Origin of the sequence: Maribacter sp. 6B07, from assembly GCF_002700155.1 — a bacterium.
Classification (GTDB): Bacteria; Bacteroidota; Bacteroidia; order Flavobacteriales; family Flavobacteriaceae; genus Maribacter; species Maribacter dokdonensis.
In genome coordinates, this window is the sequence record NZ_PDUT01000004.1 from 17,467 (window position 1) to 35,123 (window position 17,657).

A 17,657-nucleotide genomic window follows, 5' to 3' on the forward strand; every position below is an offset into this window, starting at 1 on the left:
TTTAGAGCTAAAAAAGTCATTTGAAATTTCCTACTACTTTTTCGTTAAAACAGATTGCAGAGATAATCTCTAGTGAATATGTTGGGCATGATGATTTTCCTGTGTTGGGCATGAACGAGATTCATGTTGTGGAACCAGGGGATATTGTATTTGTAGACCACCCAAAGTATTATGATAAGGCTTTGGAGTCCAAGGCTACTATCATTTTGATCAATAAGCAAGTAGATTGTCCTAACGGAAAAGCATTATTGATTTCAGATGACCCATTTAGGGACTTCAATAAGCTTACCACGTTCTTTCAGCCATTTGTGCCAAGCAGTCAATCAATTGCTGCAACTGCAAAAATTGGAAAGGATACTGTTATACAACCTAATACTTTTGTTGGTAACAATGTTGTAATAGGAGAGAATTGTATAATTCATTCAAACGTAACAATTTATGATAATTGCTTAATTGGTGATAATGTTACCATACATGCAGGCACTGTTTTAGGTGCTGATGCCTTTTATTATAAAAAGCGCCCAGAAGGTTTTGATAAATTAATTTCGGGCGGTAGGGTAGTACTTGAGGATAATGTTGATATTGGTGCGCTATGTACCATTGATAGAGGCGTTTCGGGTGATACGACAATTGGTTACGGAACAAAGTTGGACAATCAAGTTCATGTTGGCCATGATACGGTTATTGGTAAAAAGTGCTTAATTGCCTCTCAAACGGGTATTGCCGGTTGTGTTATTATTGAAGATGAAGTGACTTTGTGGGGACAAGTTGGTACCAATAGTGGAATTACCATAGGTGCCAAAGCTGTAATTATGGGGCAAACAGGAGTAACAAAATCTGTAAAAGGAGGTAAGAGCTACTTTGGTACGCCAATAGAGGAATCTCGTGAAAAGCTAAAGCAATTGGCCTATTTAAAGCAGATTCCAGAAATAATTAAAAAAATAGATAAGAAATAGCTAAGTAATGCTATAAAATTCATTAACAACTTATATTTTTGTTCATAATTAAAAAAATAAATAAACTACAGTAGTATGAGCGTATTAGTAAATAAGGATTCCAAAATAATCGTACAAGGTTTCACCGGTAGTGAAGGTACTTTCCATGCAGGACAGATGATTGAGTACGGTACTAATATCGTAGGTGGTGTTACACCAGGTAAAGGTGGACAAGAGCATTTGGGAAAACCCGTTTTCAATACGGTTACCGAAGCTGTTGAAAAGGTAGGCGCAGATACTACTATAATTTTCGTTCCGCCAGCATTTGCTGCAGATGCTATAATGGAAGCTGCTGAAGCTGGAATTAAAGTTATCATTACAATTACAGAAGGTATACCTGTTGCCGATATGGTAAAGGTGGCCAACTATATTAAAAATAAAGAATGTCGCTTGATCGGACCTAACTGTCCGGGTGTAATAACACCAGGTGAGGCAAAAGTTGGTATTATGCCAGGTTTTGTATTTAAGGAAGGTAATGTTGGTATTGTTTCCAAATCAGGAACTTTAACTTACGAAGCTGCTGACCAGGTGGTTCGCCAAGGTTTAGGAATTACTACTGCTATTGGTATTGGTGGTGATCCAATTATTGGAACTACTACTAAAGAAGCAGTTGAGTTATTGATCAATGATCCTGCTACAGAGTGTGTGGTAATGATTGGTGAGATCGGTGGACAATTAGAGGCTGATGCTGCACAGTGGTATAAAGCTAGTGGAAGTAAAAAACCAGTTGTTGGATTTATTGCAGGTGAAACTGCTCCGGCCGGTAGAACAATGGGTCATGCTGGTGCTATTGTTGGTGGTAGCGATGATACTGCCCAAGCCAAGAAAAGAATTATGAGAGAATGTGGTATTCACGTTGTAGATTCTCCGGCTGAAATTGGCTTAAAAGTTAAAGAAGTAATGGGATAAGATTCCCTTTTTATAGTATAAAATCCCGTTTATAGCGGGATTTTTTTTAGCCTATAAATGAAACAAAAGGTATATTTGATAAACATCGGTTTAAAACAACGGACTTATGAAATTATTAGAAGATAAAAACGTAATTATAACAGGGGCTAGCAGAGGAATTGGTATGGGTATAGCCCAAGTTTTTGCGGATCATGGAGCAAATGTTGCATTTACATATAGTTCTAGTGAAGCTCCTGCATTAGCGTTAGAGAAGGAATTAACAGAGAAAGGGGTTAAGGCAAAAGCCTATAAAAGTAATGCTGCCAGTTTTCAAGAAGCTGAAGAGCTGGTTGCTAAAGTACTAGAAGATTTTGATGGAAGAATTGATGTATTGATCAACAATGCAGGTATCACTAAAGATAATCTTTTAATGCGTATGTCAGAAGCAGATTTTGATGCTGTCATAGATATCAACTTGAAATCTGTTTTTAATATGACCAAAGCCGTACAAAGAACTTTGTTGAAACAACGTAAAGGTTCTATCATTAATATGAGTAGTGTGGTTGGGGTAAAAGGTAATGCAGGTCAAACCAATTACGCTGCATCTAAGGCAGGTATGATTGGTTTTACTAAATCTGTAGCATTGGAATTAGGCTCTAGAAATATTAGATGTAACGCTATTGCACCAGGATTCATTGAAACAGAAATGACCGAAAAATTGGATGAAAAGACAGTTCAAGGATGGAGAGACGGTATTCCGTTAAAACGAGGAGGTTCTACCGAGGATATTGCAAATGCATGTTTGTATTTTGCATCTGACCTTTCTAGTTATGTAACAGGTCAAGTACTTAATGTTGATGGTGGTATGCTTACCTAACACAATATTTATTCTTAGGCTTACTTTTTAAGTTCCTTTGATTAATTGAAATTTATAAGCATTCATGGAGAGCATAACGGTACTGTATATAATTATTGCGGCAATAGCTGCACTGGGTATCGTTGTTTTTCAGTATTTGTATAAACAGAAGGCTAAAAGCAAAATTAACTTGCTTTTAGCCTTTTTGCGATTTATAGGGGTTTTCGGATTGCTTCTATTATTGGTAAATCCGAAGTTTTCTCAAAAAACGTATACCTTAGAAAAACCTAATCTGGTTATTCTTGCTGATAATTCTTCTTCCATTTCTGAAAATGGAGCAGAGTTGAATGAGCTAATGAGTTCAATTGGAGCTTCTGATAAAATCTCAGATCGTTTTAATGTGGCTAGTTATAAATTTGGGACAGGGTTAGAAGTTTTGGATAGTCTTTCATTTGATGAAAAGTATAGCAATTTTCATAAATCCTTATCAGCCTTAAAAAATATCTATAGTCGCGAGCAAACAATTACACTGTTGTTGTCAGACGGTAACCAGACTATTGGTGAGGACTATAGCTTTTTCAAATCTAATGAAAGTAATGCCATAAACACAGTGGTATTAGGAGATACTACTTTGTATAAAGATATTTCGGTAGGACCTATATTGACCAATAAATATGCATTTCTAAAAAATAAATTCCCATTAGAGACTTATATTTCTTATCAGGGCAAAGTAGCTGTTTCTGCAACAGTTTTGGTTAGAATGGATAACAAAGTGGTGCATAGGGAAAAGGTTGAACTCAATGCAGATGTTAACTTAAAAACAATTGCTATTCAGGTTAATGCCATTTCAGTTGGCACAAAAAATATACGTGTAGAAGTTACGAAAATGCAAGATGAACGTGACGTCAATAATAACGTACGCAGTACTAGTATTGAAGTCATAGACGAGAAAACAAAAATAGCCTTGGTCAGTGATATTTTACATCCAGACATAGGTGCATTAAAAAAAGCTATTGAAAGTAATGAGCAAAGAGAGGTATCTTTTTTAAAGCCAAATACAGCTAATAATTTAGAGGATATTGACTTGTTTATTTTTTATCAGCCCAATGCCAAATTTAAAAAATTGTTCGATTTTGTTAAGGATAGAAATTCTAATTCATTTGTGATTACAGGTATTCAAACGGATTATAACTTTTTGAACAGGAGTAATTTAGGTTTTGAAATTGAGAACGGATATCCTGAGCAAGAAGTATTTGGGTTATTGAACAATGGCTTCTCAAAATATGATATTGCAAATTTTGATTTAACGGATTTTCCACCTTTGCTTAGTGATGCAGGACCGGTTTTAATAACCACTGCATTTGAACCGCTGTTAGGAACGCAGATTAAAGGAAAGGATATTCAACAGCCGTTACTTACGGTATTAGAACAAAACTCAAACAAAAAAGCACTTTTACTAGGAGAAAACCTTTGGAAATGGAGGGTTCAGACATATAGAAATACCGGAGCGTTTTCCAATTTTGATGAGTTTATAGCAAATCTAGTCCGTTATTTAACCAGTTCTAAAAACAAGACCAGGTTAAATGTAGATTATGAAAAAATTTATGAAGGCAGTAATAACACTATTATTACAGCAACTTATTTTGATGAGGCCTTTTTATTTGACCCAAATGCCAAAATCAGTATAAAGGTTACCGATACAAAAACCAAAAATACTCAAACGAGCCCCATGATTTTAAAGAACGGGTATTTTGAAGCGGACTTATCCAACTTAATTGCAGGTAATTATAGTTTTGTGGTGTCGGTTGAAAACTACCAAAAATCAGAAACTGGTTCATTTGTTATCAATGAATTTAATTTGGAAAATCAATTTGTTTCAAGCGATTATTTAAAATTGGAAAAATTGGCAACTAACTCTGGCGGCAAATTGTATTATCCTTCCCAAATAGATGAACTAATAAGTGATTTGGAAGAAAATGACACCTACGTTCCCACGGAGAAAAGCACTGAAAATATCGTATCTTTGATTGATTTCGAAATACTGCTGGCAATGATTGTATTTGCCTTTGCTTCAGAATGGTTTATAAGAAAATATAACGGATTAATTTAATTGAACACTAATGGATAAATTACCTAAAATTGCATTACCTGCAATATTTGTTTTAATAGTACTAGTAATAATGTTTTCTAAATCTACGGTCACCATTGGTTCTGGTGAAGCTGGCGTATTGTATAAAACATTTGGAGATGGTGTAGTTACAGATGAACCGCCTTTAGGTGAAGGATTTCATATTGTTGCTCCATGGAATAAAGTTTTTATTTATGAAGTTAGACAGCAAGAAGTTTTAGAAAAAATGAATGTGCTTTCTAGTAACGGATTGGATATAAAATTAGAAGCTTCCGCTTGGTTTGAGCCTATTAGAAATGATTTGGGCAAGTTGCATCAAGAAAAAGGAGAAGACTATATTCAACGTGTTTTGTTGCCTACCATTAGATCGGCAGCAAGATCTGTAGTTGGTCGTTATACGCCGGAGCAATTATATTCCAGTAAAAGAGATGCTATTCAACAAGAGATTTTTGATGAGACCAAAAAAATTGTTGAGGGAGAATATATTCAATTAAACGAAATCTTGGTGCGTGATGTAACCTTACCGCCAACAATTAAAGAGGCTATTGAAAGAAAGTTACGTCAAGAACAGGAGTCATTGGAATATGAGTTTCGTTTAGTGACCGCTAGAAAAGAAGCTGAAAAAGTAACGATTGAGGCACAAGGTAAAGCCGATGCCAATAAAATTTTAAGTGCATCCTTGACAGATAAAATTTTACAGGACAAAGGTATTGATGCAACGCTAAAACTTTCAGAATCTCCCAATACCAAGGTGATTGTAGTTGGTGGTGGTGAATCTGGTCTTCCTTTAATTTTAGGTAATAACTAAAACACGTAGAACATTATTTTTGTTTCATTTTAAACTTTTGTTTTGCGAAATGAAAAATACCTTTTACTTTTACAACAGAATGAAAAACAGAACTACACATCATCATATTCATACACACGCTCAGGCGAGGTAGGAATGTATTGTAGTAGAACAACATATTTAAAAACCCGTTTGAGCAATCAAACGGGTTTTGTATTTAAATCTCTTTTGGTTGCCAAGCATTAAATTAAAACAATGACTAAAATTAGAATTGCTATTCAGAAATCGGGAAGACTTAATGAGGAATCCCTTCAAATTTTAAAAGACTGCGGAATTTCAATTGATAACGGCAAAGATCAATTAAAAGCATCTTCAAGAAATTTTCCAATGGAGGTTTTTTATCTAAGAAATGGTGACATCCCTCAGTACTTAAGAGATGGTGTAGTAGATATTGCTATTATCGGAGAAAATGTATTGATCGAAAAAGGAGAAGATATTTCCATTGCAGAAAAATTGGGCTTCTCTAAATGTAAAGTTTCCTTGGCCGTACCAAAATCCGTTAAATATAATTCGGTAAAGGATTTTGAGGGTAAACGTATTGCTACTTCTTACCCAAATACAGTACTTAACTATTTGAAGGATAAAGGGGTTAAGGCAGACCTGCATATTATTAACGGTTCTGTTGAAATTGCACCCAATATTGGGCTTGCAGATGCCATTTGTGATATTGTATCTAGCGGTAGTACTTTATTCAAGAATAACTTGAAAGAAGTAGAAGTAATGCTTACCAGTGAGGCGGTGTTGGCGGTTTCTCCCAAAATATCTAACGAGCGAAGAGAATTGCTTGAGAAACTACAATTCAGAATTCAATCGGTTTTACGTGCAAGAGCTTCAAAGTATGTCTTGTTGAATGCACCTAATGAAAAATTGGAAGGTATTTTAAAATTATTACCGGGAATGAGGAGTCCTACAGTTTTACCTTTAGCTGATGCTGGATGGAGTTCTGTGCATACCGTAATCAATAAAGATACTTTTTGGGAAGTGATAGATGAATTAAAAAAAGCCGGTGCCGAAGGTATCTTGGTTTGCCCAATTGAAAAGATGGTATTGTAAAATAGTATTAAGTATTAAGTAGTATTATTTGGAATTGATATTAGATGGAAATGTTCATTGTTCTATTTGCATTTCGTAAACCAAAAACGAACAACTATCAACGAACAACCATCAACGAACAACCATCAACGAACAACTAAATAAATAATGAACAAAATATATAATCCAAAGAGAGTAGATTGGAACAACGTTTTAAAACGACCTACGCAAACCGTTGCTGATATTGAAGGTTTGGTGAATGGTATTTTTGAAGAAGTACGATCAAATGGTGACGATACCATTAAAAAGTATACCGAACAATTTGATAAGGTGGTCTTGGAAAATATGCTTGTGTCAAAGACCGAAATGGAAGAGGCACAAAAATTGGTTTCAGATGATTTGAAAGAAGCTATAAAGCTCGCAAAAGCTAATATAGAGGTATTTCATAAAGCTCAAAAAACCGAGCGTATTGAAGTTGAAACTGCTGCGGGAGTTTTTTGCTGGCAGGAGAAAAGACCTATACAGAAGGTAGGATTATATATTCCAGGAGGAACAGCTCCTTTGTTTTCAACAATTTTAATGCTGGCCGTGCCTGCAACTATAGCTGGCTGTAAAGAAATTGTATTGTGCTCCCCACCGGATAAGGATGGTAAACTGAATCCGGCTATTCTTTATACAGCAAATTTATGCGGTGTTACCAAAATAGTGAAAGTAGGAGGTATACAGGCTATTGCAGGAATGACCTTTGGTACAGCCACTATTCCTCAGGTGTATAAAATATTTGGACCGGGTAACCAGTATGTAACCGTCGCCAAACAGATTGCCACCAAGTATGGTGTAGCCATAGATATGCCGGCAGGTCCTTCAGAATTATTGGTGGTTGCAGATGATTCTGCAAACGCCGCCTTTGTAGCTTCAGATTTACTGAGTCAGGCTGAACATGGGGTAGATAGTCAAGTGATTTTGGTATCGACTTCAAAAAGTATGATTACTGCTGTTGAGAAGGAAGTAGCCCTTCAATTAGAAGAGTTGCCACGTAAGGAAATCGCAAAGCAAGCAATTTCAAATAGTAAATTAATATATGTTGATAACGATCAAGATGCTATTGATTTAATAAATGAATACGGACCGGAACATTACATTGTTTGTGTAGAAAATGAAAATTTTTACATTGACAACACCCAAAATGCAGGTTCAGTGTTCATAGGAAATTATACGCCTGAAAGTGCCGGTGATTATGCATCGGGTACCAATCATACCTTACCTACCAATGGTTATGCCAAGCAATATAGCGGTGTAAACTTAGATAGTTTTATGAAAAGTATGACCTTTCAAAAGATTAATGAAAAAGGAATCCAAACCATAGGCAAAGCAATTGAACTAATGGCTGAGGCTGAAGGCTTGCAGGCTCACAAAAATGCTGTGACCTTAAGATTAAACAGTTTAAAATAATGTCATTTTGGCTATGCTCAATGACCAATTCAATGTTGAACTAATGAGTTTCAATTTAAACAATATTACAAGGGAAAATGTTAAGGGTTTAAGTCCATATTCTTCTGCACGTGACGAATATGTGTCCGATGGTTCTACTATGGTTTTCTTAGATGCTAATGAAAATCCGTTTGAAAACGGTGTCAACAGATATCCTGATCCACAACAACGTAGTTTAAAGACAATACTAGCTGCACAGAAAGGAATTAAGGAAGAAAACATCCTTTTAGGCAATGGTAGTGATGAAGTATTGGATCTATTGTTCAGGGCTTTCTGTGAGCCTAAACAGGATAATATTATCACCTTGCCGCCCACATACGGTATGTACAAGGTGCTTTCGGGTATCAATTTAGTCGAAAATAGAGAAGTATTACTGACTGCTAAATTTCAGCCGAATATCGCAGAAATTAAAAAGGTAATTGACGAGCATACAAAATTGTTGTTTTTATGTTCTCCAAATAATCCTACAGGCAATAGTTTCTCTACTGCAATTATTGAAGAGCTTTTAAATTCTTTTAATGGGCTAGTGGTTATCGATGAAGCGTATATCGACTTTTCAACTGAAGAAAGCTGGACATCGAAATTAGCAGATTATCCAAATTTGATTGTTACTCAGACGCTGTCTAAAGCTTACGGCATGGCAGGTATTCGTTTGGGTTTATGTTTGGCATCTGCAGAGATTATCGCGGTAATCAATAAAATCAAACCGCCATATAATGTCAATCAGCTTACCCAAGACAAGGCTATTGAAAGAGTATCTGATCAAAAAGCCGTGCAAACAGAAGTTGCTTCAATTCTTGAAGAACGTGAAAAACTGATCGAAACATTGAAAACCATATCTTTTGTTTCTACCATTTATCCTACCGATGCTAATTTTATTTTGGCTAAAGTTGATGATGCAACACTACGTTATACTCAATTATTGGAAAAAGGTATCGTTGTACGAAACCGAACTACGCAACCCTTATGCGAGAATACGCTTAGATTTACCGTGGGTACATCAGAAGAAAATATTATTGTAATTACCGCTTTAAGAGCACTATCAAACTAATATGAAAAAAAGAGTACTATTTATAGACCGAGACGGTACAATTATAAAAGAAACTGTAGATGAGCAGATCGATGCATTTGAGAAAATGATTTTCTATCCTAAGGCATTTACATATTTAGGTAAAATAGCGAAAGAATTGGATTATGAATTGGTCATGATTACCAACCAAGACGGATTGGGTACAGATGTATTTCCAGAGGATACCTTTTGGCCGGTTCATAATTTCATTCTTAAGTCTTTCGAGAATGAAGGCGTTGTTTTTGATAAGGTTTTTCTTGACCGTACTTTTCCCCATGAAAATGCCGACACTAGAAAACCTGGCACCGGATTATTGACCGAATATTTTTCCGAGGATTATGATCTGGAGAATTCCTTTGTGATCGGTGACCGATTAACGGATATGGAATTGGCTAAAAACTTAGGTTCTAAAGGAATTTTTATTAACGATGATACGAATCTTGGCACTGGTGAAATCACAGTAAAACGTGATGAATTAGATAGCCATATTGCTATTGAAAGTAATGATTGGGAAAAGATATATGAGTTTTTAAAGCTGAATGATAGAACGGCTGAAATTCATAGAAAGACCAATGAAACCGATATTGCCATACAATTGAATTTAGACGGTACCGGTAAAAGTGATATCAAAACCGGATTAGCATTTTTTGACCATATGCTAGACCAATTGGCTCGTCATGGGCAAATGGATTTAACCATTAAGGTTGATGGTGATTTAGAAGTTGATGAACACCATACTATTGAAGATACCGGTATTGCCTTAGGTGAAGTTTTTCATAATGCCTTAGGGAATAAATTAGGTATAGAACGTTACGGATTCTGTTTACCAATGGACGATTGTTTGGCGCAATCCGCTATTGATTTTGGTGGCAGAAATTGGCTAGTATGGGATGCAGACTTTAAGCGTGAAATGGTAGGCGATATGCCAACGGAAATGTTTCACCATTTCTTTAAGTCGTTCACAGACGGAGCAAAAGCCAATTTGAACATTAAAGCCGAAGGTACCAACGAACATCATAAAATAGAAGCTATATTCAAAGCTTTTGCAAAAAGCATTAAAATGGCGGTAAAAAGAGATGTAGAAAAGATGGTGTTACCAAGTACTAAAGGAGTTCTATAATAGTACAAAGTATTAAGTATAAAGTATTAAATCGTTCTAAGATTTGCTTTGTACTTCATACTGAGTACTTCATACTAGTTTTAATGAAAATTGTTATCATAAATTACGGCGCCGGAAACATACAGAGCATAAAATTTGCCATCAAAAGGTTAGGTTTTGATGCTGTTTTAAGTAGCGATGCCGAGGAAATAAAAAATGCCGATAAAGTAATTTTTCCAGGAGTAGGCGAGGCAAGCAGTGCTATGAAAATGCTGTTGAATAGCGGTCTAGATAGCATAATACCAACCTTAAAACAGCCTGTTTTAGGTATATGTTTAGGCATGCAATTAATGTGTAATTCATCCGAGGAGGGGAATACCAAAGGATTGGGCATTTTTGATGTTGATGTCATAAAATTTGATACTAGCGTAAAGGTTCCCCAAATTGGTTGGAATCAAATATCGAACCTAAAATCAAATTTGTTTGGCTCTATTGCCGAGGATGAGCATATTTACTTGGTTCATAGCTTTTATGCCCCATTGTGTAGCGAAACTATAGCTGAATGTTCATACGGACTCAACTATAGCGCTGCATTACAAAAAGGAAATTTTTACGGTACGCAGTTTCACCCAGAGAAATCTAGTGATGTTGGTGAGAAAATTTTAGAGAACTTTTTAAAAATGTAATGAAGCCGAATTACTTTATTTCCAAAGATAAAAGTCTATTAAACGTAGAAGCCATACAGGAGTTTATCGCAAATTCTTATTGGGGAAAGAATAGGACTATTGAAGATGTAAAGACCACTATTGAACATTCGTATTGTTTTGGTATTTATACCACTGATAATGAACAAATTGGTTTTGCTAGGGTAGTAACCGACTATATCTATTTTGGTTATTTTATGGATGTCATTATCCTTGATAAATTCCAAGGTCAGGGTTACGGTAAAAAATTGGTAGCCTTTATGTTAGAAGACCCAATCATAAAAAACCTAAAAACACTTGCATTAAAAACCAAGGATGCCCATAAAATGTATGAGCGTTACGGATTTAATAAAATAGGAGATTCAGCATTGTGGATGTCTGTTGATAAACAAATTTTAGAATAAAAATGAGAATAATACCAGCCATAGATATCATAGACGGTAAGTGTGTACGCCTTTCTAAAGGGGATTATGATACCAAGAAGATATACAATGAAAACCCGTTAGAAGTTGCCAAAGAGTTTGAAGCACACGGAATAAAACACTTGCATTTAGTGGATTTAGATGGTGCAAAATCTAAGCATATTGTGAACCATAAAGTACTAGAGCAAATTGCAACCAAAACCGGACTACAGATTGATTTTGGTGGCGGATTAAAAACGGATGAAGATTTACGTATCGCTTTTGAAAGTGGTGCCAAGCAAATTACGGGTGGTAGTATTGCAGTTAAGGATGCTGAAACATTTATGGGTTGGATAGAAAAGCATGGTTCCGATAAAATAATATTGGGAGCCGATGCTATGGATGAAAAAGTAGCTGTTTCGGGCTGGTTAGAAGAATCTAAAGAAGAGTTGATTCCTTTTATACAATCGTACCAAGAAAAGGGAATTCAATACGTAATTTGTACGGATATTAGTAAAGATGGTATGTTAGAAGGTCCGTCTTTTAATTTATACTCAAAAATTATCAGTTCAACGGAATCTGGAATTAAACTGATTGCCAGCGGCGGAATATCTACTTTTGATGAGTTGCCTAAACTAGCCGAAATGGGTTGTGAAGGGACAATTATAGGTAAGGCTATTTACGAGAACCGTATTAGTTTAAAACAGTTGGAATCTTATATTTTAAGCAATGGATAAGGAATTTCAAATCATTGAAGAGCTAAAGCAAAATGCTTTGTATCGTATGGATGAAAGTACACGTATGATCAAGAAAAGCCTTACTGATGTTTCTGAAGAAGAACTATGGCAAAAACCGAACGCTTCTTTAAATAGCATTGCAAATTTAATTCTTCATTTGTGTGGTAATATATCACAATACGCCATATCGTCTTTAGGAGAAAATGAAGACACAAGAAATCGTGATGTAGAATTTGCTGCTACCAATGGTTACACTAAAGAAGAGCTGCTAAAAAAGTTGGATGATGTGCTAGACTCGGCAAAAAGAATCATTTTTGATGCTTCAACAGCTCAATTGGTTCAAAAACGTTCGGTACAGGGATTTTCTTTTTCTGGAATAGGTATTATTCTCCATGTGGTAGAACACTACTCATATCATACTGGGCAAATAGCCTTTTGGGTAAAACAGCTGAAGAATAAGGACCTTGGTTTTTATGACGGTGTAGATTTGAATATAAAAAATAAGTAAGGAGATAAAAGTACAGAGTACAAAGAATGAAGTATCAAGTACAAAGTACAGAGTAACAAGTACAAAGTGCGTAGTACATAGTTATAAGTTTTGGATAGCTATAAAAAGTAACTTGATGTTAGAATGAAATATTTATTATAAAAAATTTAGTACTAATTACTTAGTACTTAATACTTTAAAAAAAATGCTTGCAAAAAGAATAATTCCTTGTTTAGATATAAAAGACGGTAGAACGGTTAAAGGCGTAAATTTTGTTGATTTACGTGATGCCGGTGACCCTGTTGAACTTGCTGAAATTTATAGTAAAGAAGGGGCAGATGAATTGGTCTTTTTAGACATTTCTGCAACGGAACAAAAACGCAAAACATTGGCTGATCTGGTATACAGAGTTGCAGAAAAAGTGAATATTCCATTTACCGTTGGTGGCGGAATTTCCTCTGTAGAAGATGTAGATATTCTATTGCAAAATGGTGCCGATAAAGTGTCTATAAACTCATCGGCAGTTAAGAAGCCACAGTTGATTAATGATTTGGTGGCTAAATTTGGTTCACAATGCATTGTGGTGGCTATAGATGCCAAACAGATAGATGGAGAATGGATCGTGCATTTAGTGGGTGGAAAAGTACCTACAGAGCGTAAGTTGTTTGAATGGGCTAAGGAAGTTGAAGAACGCGGTGCTGGTGAAATTCTATTTACATCAATGGATAATGATGGTACTAAAGATGGTTTTGCTAATGAAGCTTTGGCTAGATTGTCCACAGAATTAAATATCCCGATTATCGCTTCTGGTGGTGCAGGTAATATGCAGCATTTTTCAGATACTTTTATAGAAGGAAAAGCAGATGCAGCTTTGGCGGCAAGTGTTTTTCATTTTAAGGAAATAGGGATTCAGGAATTGAAACTTGAATTACAGGGGAACGGAATTCCTGTGAGGGTTTAGTTTCAATAAGTAGTCGATAATTGGTTAGTAGGTAGTATCAATTTTCAGTAACAGGTGACAGTGACTGACATTAGATAGAATGTCACCCTGGGCGCAGTCGAAGGCTTTGGAACACGAATTTTCACTTCGGCTACGCTCAGTGACCTAGACAGAACTAAAGACTTAGAAAAAATAAAAAAAATAGAATACAATACATATGGAGTTTAAAACACCGGATTGGAATAAAACAAATGACGGATTAATACCTGCAATCATACAAGATGCACGTACTAAAAACGTATTAATGTTGGGCTACATGAATGCTGAAGCCCTAAGTAAAACCAACGAAACGGGTAAGGTTACTTTCTTTAGCAGAACTAAAAACCGATTGTGGACCAAAGGTGAGGAAAGTGGCAATTTTCTAAATTTGGTATCCATTAAAAATGATTGCGATCAAGATTCATTATTAATTTCGGTAAATCCTACAGGTCCTACATGCCACACAGGCACCGATACTTGTTGGAAAGAAAGCAATGATTCAAACTTTGGGTTCTTCTCTGAATTGGAATCAACTATTGAACAAAGGCGCACGAATGCCGATGGAGAAAAATCATATGTAGCTTCCTTATTTGCAAAAGGCATTAATAAAGTAGCCCAGAAAGTGGGAGAGGAGGCCGTTGAAACTGTAATTGAGGCCATGGATAATAATGATGAGCTTTTCTTGTACGAAAGTGCCGATCTATTGTTTCATTATCTAATGCTCTTACAAGCAAAAGGTTTTACACTTAAAGATATAGAGGCTGAATTGATGAAACGTAAAAAATAATCTTTACAACCCATATTTTTTTACCGTATATGCGCTTAAAAATGTGTTTACTTTTATTGTAGTATGGGTTGTATTCAACTTGTTTTCTAATTCTTGTTGTAGCTTTTCAAATAAATTTTCTGTTCCAAAAGTATTTGCCATTGTTATGTAGTCGTTTTTAGAGGACAACAACACATGTGCTAAATCGGCTACTGTGATGTCCAAGCGAATTGACTGTTTATACTGGCTATTTAAATGTACGTTCGTGGTATGTAGTCCAGAAAAGTTGATTTCATGATCATAGTCAGAAGTCACACCTGTTTCTGTACCTACGCCAAGCAGTTTTAATATATCTGTCAAAAGAATTTCAAAATCATAAGCTATGATGAGGGAATTAACTTTTGATACCCTTATGCATTCATCTAGTAGTTCTTGAGATTTTGCATAAAATAATGACCCTGCAAACGTAATGATATCAAACCTATCACTGTCAAAGTTCAGGGTTTTGGTTTCCATTAACTCATAGCTAACGCCAGTGTGTTTAATGGACTTTTTGATCATCTCCTTACTAGGGTCAACACCAACTACGGTATTGCAAAATTTGGATAGGGCTATGGCAGATTGCCCAGTACCGCAACCAATGTCTAATCCATAATTACTTTTAGGGGTAGTGGGAAGATACGTTTTTAGAATATCTTCATGTAAGGAAGGTCTATAAGCTGCGTAATGCAAGGCTGTTATTTGGTCATACTCTTTACTCATATTCAAAAGTTCTTTCCATGATTACGAAATCTATTCCTCCTTTCACATAGGTTTTATTGGTTTTGTGCATTTGGAATTTGGCGTAAAAGGCGCTTTTGTTCTGTCTGGCATTACACCAAATCTTTGTCAATTTTTTTGTGTTGGCAACGTGCATTATTTCTTCTAATAACAAGCTTCCATAGCCTTTACCTTGGTAGTTTTCTAACGTAGCAAATTTTCGAAATTGACCTTCATCGCCATCAATAAACAAAGAAATAACCGATATAAGTTTGTGATCTATAAATAGTCCGTAATGCAGACCTTCATGGTCTTTTGGAAGCTTTACGTAATCCAATGGTTGATTTGGCCACATAACCAAATGTCTTATAGGTAGTGTGTCTGCGGCAGAAATCTCAATTATTTTTGTGGTCATTGGCATGGTGTATGCGTGACCTCAAATATAACTAGGTTCTGGTTTATTCAAGTACTAAACAATCTTGAACTTTTTCAATTGACACCCATTTAAAAGTTATCGGTGACCATTCACTTTTTGGATTTGCCTTGTATGAAGCTTTGTTCTTTACGAAAACCTGATTGTTTTCAGTGAACACGTGTTGCGTGTCTATACCTTTTTTAGCGTAACGCTTCTTTGATTTTCTTCTGTTGATCATTGCACGTTTTTCTTATAACGGTTACGTCCCATATTAAATATGCCAACTTTAATGCCTATACCGGCTGAAAAGCCGTTAATTCTAGAAATTCTGGTGGGTGGTAATTCTATTTTGCTAGAAAAACGATATTTCACCCCTGCTTCTAGTTGTAAGTATCTAGAGATATTAAAAAGAGCATTTATTCCCGGTTCGGCAACAAATACTTCGTCAAAATCATCTTCGGTAAGTTCCTCTTCAAAATTGTCGTCATGTCTATATTTTGCATCCACGTAACCTACGGCACCGGCTCCAAGCAACAACGGAAAACTTAAATTAATTCTTTTCTTACTGAACAATATGGGTTCTAAATGTAACCCGCCATAAACAGCAATTAAATCTTCATATCTAGAGAGTGTATTGTTAAAGATATCTTGTTCGGAATATAAAAAATTGGCAGCAAATCCAACTTCGAACTGTTGATTGGCAACATAGGCAATTTTTAATCCCCCCAAATAGGCCCTTTCATTTTCAACTTCTCCTAAGCCCATATGAATACCAACATAGACGCCATGTACTACATTGTTGCGATCGTTAAATTCAAGGTATTCATCAGTTTCCTCTTGTCCGTAGCTACACATGGCGGACAGAAATAAAAACAATAGAAGGCTAAATTGAAGTGGTTTCATTACTGTTTGATTTTTGATTGATTATCTAATAGACAACCTAAGCAACAAATAGTTGCACCAAAAACCATTATTTTTTAGATAAAACCCAAAATTCTACATTTTGTTGTATAAACATACCTCTAATTGCTTTTAAACTAGCTTATTAGAGGTGTCATTGGCTCCCCATGAGTCAAGACTAAGTAAAATAGTTTTAAGGGATTTTCCTCGTTCGGTCAAACCATATTCTACTTTTGGTGGAACAACAGGGTACACTATACGTTCTACCAAGCCATCTTTTTCCAATTCGCGCACGGTTTGTGTAAACATTTTATTGGATATTCCCGGCACTTTTTTCTGTAATACTCCCGATCGTAATGCTCCATCCAATAAATGAAAAAGTACAATAGGTTTCCATTTTGTACCAATTAGATTCATCGTATGGTCTAACGGGCAATATTTTTTAGTATTCATTTAAAATTTAATTATTTGAAAATCAATATTTTACTCTTTTTGGTAACTATAGCACTTTTAAGTAAGTTATTGTCCATAAGGCAAATATAGATTTATTTTGTAGTAAAATTAGAACTATGGATAAGAATAAAGAATACCCAAAATCATTTTCGCATATTGGCATTACAGTACCGGACTTAAAGAAAGCGGTAGAATTTTACTCAGAAGTAATGGGTTGGTATGTTATCATGAAACCATCAAAAATTAAAAAAGAAAAAGAAACAGCGATCGGTTTAATGTGTATTGATGTGTTTGGTGATGATTGGGAAGAGTTTGAAATTGCACATATGTCTACCTCAGATGGTATAGGTGTAGAGTTGTTCTCTTTTCCTCATGGGGTTAAAGAAGCACCGGAATTCAATCCGTTTAATACAGGATTATTTCATTTTTGTATTCAAGACCCAAATATAGAAGATTTGGTCGCTAAAATTGTGTCGCATGGAGGCAAACAGCGTATGCCTATACGTTCATACTACCCAAATGACAAACCCTATAAAATGTGTTATGTTGAAGACCCTTTTGGGATTGTTTTTGAAGTATACACGCACAGTTATGAACTAACTTATTCTTCTGGTGCGTATTCAGAATAGTAATTCTTAAATGTTGATAAAT

At 35.5% G+C, this 17,657-nt stretch carries 21 protein-coding genes; 16 read left to right on the top strand and 5 right to left on the bottom strand.

Annotated features, from left to right (window positions below):
- Positions 1-20 precede the first annotated feature (20 nt).
- From CSC80_RS14065 to hisIE, 15 genes are all read left to right on the top strand, one after another.
- Positions 21-956, top strand: coding sequence for a UDP-3-O-(3-hydroxymyristoyl)glucosamine N-acyltransferase (locus CSC80_RS14065; protein WP_099192628.1), 936 nt, complete (start codon positions 21-23; stop codon positions 954-956).
- A 75-nt stretch (positions 957-1,031) separates the two neighbouring features.
- On the top strand, positions 1,032-1,904 hold the full coding sequence (gene sucD, locus CSC80_RS14070) for a succinate--CoA ligase subunit alpha (protein ID WP_058102623.1): 873 nt from the start codon (positions 1,032-1,034) through the stop codon (positions 1,902-1,904).
- Positions 1,905-2,010: 106 nt separating this feature from the next.
- Positions 2,011-2,760: a 3-oxoacyl-[acyl-carrier-protein] reductase gene (gene fabG, locus CSC80_RS14075; RefSeq protein ID WP_071342125.1), complete on the top strand. Its 750-nt coding sequence runs from the start codon at positions 2,011-2,013 to the stop codon at positions 2,758-2,760.
- A 64-nt stretch (positions 2,761-2,824) separates the two neighbouring features.
- Positions 2,825-4,849 (top strand): carboxypeptidase-like regulatory domain-containing protein, encoded by a 2,025-nt coding sequence (locus CSC80_RS14080; protein ID WP_099192630.1) that lies wholly within the window; start codon positions 2,825-2,827, stop codon positions 4,847-4,849.
- A gap of 10 nt (positions 4,850-4,859) precedes the next feature.
- On the top strand, positions 4,860-5,675 hold the full coding sequence (locus tag CSC80_RS14085) for a prohibitin family protein (RefSeq protein ID WP_058102626.1): 816 nt from the start codon (positions 4,860-4,862) through the stop codon (positions 5,673-5,675).
- 234 nt (positions 5,676-5,909) lie between these two features.
- The gene (gene hisG, locus CSC80_RS14090) at positions 5,910-6,767 is read left to right on the top strand and encodes an ATP phosphoribosyltransferase (RefSeq protein ID WP_058102627.1); all 858 of its coding nucleotides are present in this window, start codon (positions 5,910-5,912) and stop codon (positions 6,765-6,767) included.
- Between the two features lie 147 nt (positions 6,768-6,914).
- A complete protein-coding gene (hisD, locus tag CSC80_RS14095; RefSeq protein ID WP_099192632.1) occupies positions 6,915-8,198 on the top strand; it encodes a histidinol dehydrogenase in 1,284 nt (427 codons plus the stop codon).
- Positions 8,199-8,241: 43 nt separating this feature from the next.
- Positions 8,242-9,288 carry a histidinol-phosphate transaminase gene (hisC, locus tag CSC80_RS14100; RefSeq protein ID WP_099193362.1) on the top strand — a complete coding sequence of 349 codons (1,047 nt, stop codon included), beginning with the start codon at positions 8,242-8,244 and terminating at the stop codon, positions 9,286-9,288.
- 1 nt (position 9,289) lies between these two features.
- Complete coding sequence (gene hisB / locus CSC80_RS14105) at positions 9,290-10,426, top strand: bifunctional histidinol-phosphatase/imidazoleglycerol-phosphate dehydratase HisB (RefSeq protein ID WP_099192634.1); 1,137 nt, start codon at positions 9,290-9,292, stop codon at positions 10,424-10,426.
- A gap of 83 nt (positions 10,427-10,509) precedes the next feature.
- The gene (gene hisH / locus CSC80_RS14110; RefSeq protein ID WP_099192636.1) at positions 10,510-11,091 is read left to right on the top strand and encodes an imidazole glycerol phosphate synthase subunit HisH; all 582 of its coding nucleotides are present in this window, start codon (positions 10,510-10,512) and stop codon (positions 11,089-11,091) included.
- Entirely contained in the window at positions 11,091-11,513 is a 423-nt protein-coding gene (locus CSC80_RS14115; RefSeq protein WP_099192638.1) for a GNAT family N-acetyltransferase, read from the top strand. The genes hisH and CSC80_RS14115 overlap by 1 nt, the downstream gene beginning before the upstream one ends.
- A 2-nt stretch (positions 11,514-11,515) precedes the next feature.
- Positions 11,516-12,247 carry a 1-(5-phosphoribosyl)-5-[(5-phosphoribosylamino)methylideneamino]imidazole-4-carboxamide isomerase gene (gene hisA / locus CSC80_RS14120; RefSeq protein WP_074673693.1) on the top strand — a complete coding sequence of 244 codons (732 nt, stop codon included), beginning with the start codon at positions 11,516-11,518 and terminating at the stop codon, positions 12,245-12,247.
- Positions 12,240-12,755: a DinB family protein gene (locus tag CSC80_RS14125; RefSeq protein ID WP_071342134.1), complete on the top strand. Its 516-nt coding sequence runs from the start codon at positions 12,240-12,242 to the stop codon at positions 12,753-12,755. The genes hisA and CSC80_RS14125 overlap by 8 nt, the downstream gene beginning before the upstream one ends.
- A gap of 184 nt (positions 12,756-12,939) precedes the next feature.
- Positions 12,940-13,695: an imidazole glycerol phosphate synthase subunit HisF gene (gene hisF / locus CSC80_RS14130; RefSeq protein WP_099192640.1), complete on the top strand. Its 756-nt coding sequence runs from the start codon at positions 12,940-12,942 to the stop codon at positions 13,693-13,695.
- A 196-nt stretch (positions 13,696-13,891) separates the two neighbouring features.
- On the top strand, positions 13,892-14,500 hold the full coding sequence (gene hisIE, locus CSC80_RS14135) for a bifunctional phosphoribosyl-AMP cyclohydrolase/phosphoribosyl-ATP diphosphatase HisIE (RefSeq protein ID WP_099192642.1): 609 nt from the start codon (positions 13,892-13,894) through the stop codon (positions 14,498-14,500).
- Positions 14,501-14,503: 3 nt separating this feature from the next.
- Here the strand turns inward: hisIE and CSC80_RS14140 are convergent, their stop codons facing one another.
- The 5 genes from CSC80_RS14140 to CSC80_RS14160 form a co-directional block, all read right to left on the bottom strand.
- A complete protein-coding gene (locus tag CSC80_RS14140) occupies positions 14,504-15,241 on the bottom strand; it encodes a class I SAM-dependent methyltransferase (RefSeq protein WP_099192644.1) in 738 nt (245 codons plus the stop codon).
- A complete protein-coding gene (locus tag CSC80_RS14145) occupies positions 15,234-15,653 on the bottom strand; it encodes a GNAT family N-acetyltransferase (RefSeq protein ID WP_236973397.1) in 420 nt (139 codons plus the stop codon). Before CSC80_RS14145 ends, CSC80_RS14140 begins: the two co-directional genes overlap by 8 nt.
- Before the next feature lie 43 nt (positions 15,654-15,696).
- Complete coding sequence (locus CSC80_RS14150) at positions 15,697-15,891, bottom strand: hypothetical protein (RefSeq protein ID WP_058102640.1); 195 nt, start codon at positions 15,889-15,891, stop codon at positions 15,697-15,699.
- Complete coding sequence (locus CSC80_RS14155) at positions 15,888-16,556, bottom strand: hypothetical protein (protein WP_143751755.1); 669 nt, start codon at positions 16,554-16,556, stop codon at positions 15,888-15,890. Before CSC80_RS14155 ends, CSC80_RS14150 begins: the two co-directional genes overlap by 4 nt.
- A 129-nt stretch (positions 16,557-16,685) precedes the next feature.
- Positions 16,686-17,006 (bottom strand): helix-turn-helix domain-containing protein, encoded by a 321-nt coding sequence (locus CSC80_RS14160; RefSeq protein ID WP_071342139.1) that lies wholly within the window; start codon positions 17,004-17,006, stop codon positions 16,686-16,688.
- Between the two features lie 116 nt (positions 17,007-17,122).
- Here CSC80_RS14160 and CSC80_RS14165 point away from each other — a divergent pair, with 116 nt between their 5' ends.
- The gene (locus tag CSC80_RS14165; protein WP_099192646.1) at positions 17,123-17,635 is read left to right on the top strand and encodes a VOC family protein; all 513 of its coding nucleotides are present in this window, start codon (positions 17,123-17,125) and stop codon (positions 17,633-17,635) included.
- Positions 17,636-17,657: the final 22 nt, after the last annotated feature.

Excerpts from the sequence above, each read along its gene's own strand:
- sucD (WP_058102623.1), top strand. The coding sequence starts at position 1,032 with ATGAGCGTATTAGTAAATAAGGATTCCAAAATAATCGTACAAGGTTTC.
- fabG (WP_071342125.1), top strand. The coding sequence starts at position 2,011 with ATGAAATTATTAGAAGATAAAAACGTAATTATAACAGGGGCTAGCAGA.
- CSC80_RS14080 (WP_099192630.1), top strand. The coding sequence starts at position 2,825 with ATGGAGAGCATAACGGTACTGTATATAATTATTGCGGCAATAGCTGCA.
- CSC80_RS14085 (WP_058102626.1), top strand. The coding sequence starts at position 4,860 with ATGGATAAATTACCTAAAATTGCATTACCTGCAATATTTGTTTTAATA.
- hisG (WP_058102627.1), top strand. The coding sequence starts at position 5,910 with ATGACTAAAATTAGAATTGCTATTCAGAAATCGGGAAGACTTAATGAG.
- hisD (WP_099192632.1), top strand. The coding sequence starts at position 6,915 with ATGAACAAAATATATAATCCAAAGAGAGTAGATTGGAACAACGTTTTA.
- hisC (WP_099193362.1), top strand. The coding sequence starts at position 8,242 with ATGAGTTTCAATTTAAACAATATTACAAGGGAAAATGTTAAGGGTTTA.
- hisB (WP_099192634.1), top strand. The coding sequence starts at position 9,290 with ATGAAAAAAAGAGTACTATTTATAGACCGAGACGGTACAATTATAAAA.
- hisH (WP_099192636.1), top strand. The coding sequence starts at position 10,510 with ATGAAAATTGTTATCATAAATTACGGCGCCGGAAACATACAGAGCATA.
- CSC80_RS14115 (WP_099192638.1), top strand. The coding sequence starts at position 11,091 with ATGAAGCCGAATTACTTTATTTCCAAAGATAAAAGTCTATTAAACGTA.
- hisA (WP_074673693.1), top strand. The coding sequence starts at position 11,516 with ATGAGAATAATACCAGCCATAGATATCATAGACGGTAAGTGTGTACGC.
- CSC80_RS14125 (WP_071342134.1), top strand. The coding sequence starts at position 12,240 with ATGGATAAGGAATTTCAAATCATTGAAGAGCTAAAGCAAAATGCTTTG.
- hisF (WP_099192640.1), top strand. The coding sequence starts at position 12,940 with ATGCTTGCAAAAAGAATAATTCCTTGTTTAGATATAAAAGACGGTAGA.
- hisIE (WP_099192642.1), top strand. The coding sequence starts at position 13,892 with ATGGAGTTTAAAACACCGGATTGGAATAAAACAAATGACGGATTAATA.
- CSC80_RS14140 (WP_099192644.1), bottom strand. The coding sequence starts at position 15,241 with ATGAGTAAAGAGTATGACCAAATAACAGCCTTGCATTACGCAGCTTAT.
- CSC80_RS14145 (WP_236973397.1), bottom strand. The coding sequence starts at position 15,653 with ATGACCACAAAAATAATTGAGATTTCTGCCGCAGACACACTACCTATA.
- CSC80_RS14150 (WP_058102640.1), bottom strand. The coding sequence starts at position 15,891 with ATGATCAACAGAAGAAAATCAAAGAAGCGTTACGCTAAAAAAGGTATA.
- CSC80_RS14155 (WP_143751755.1), bottom strand. The coding sequence starts at position 16,556 with ATGAAACCACTTCAATTTAGCCTTCTATTGTTTTTATTTCTGTCCGCC.
- CSC80_RS14160 (WP_071342139.1), bottom strand. The coding sequence starts at position 17,006 with ATGAATACTAAAAAATATTGCCCGTTAGACCATACGATGAATCTAATT.
- CSC80_RS14165 (WP_099192646.1), top strand. The coding sequence starts at position 17,123 with ATGGATAAGAATAAAGAATACCCAAAATCATTTTCGCATATTGGCATT.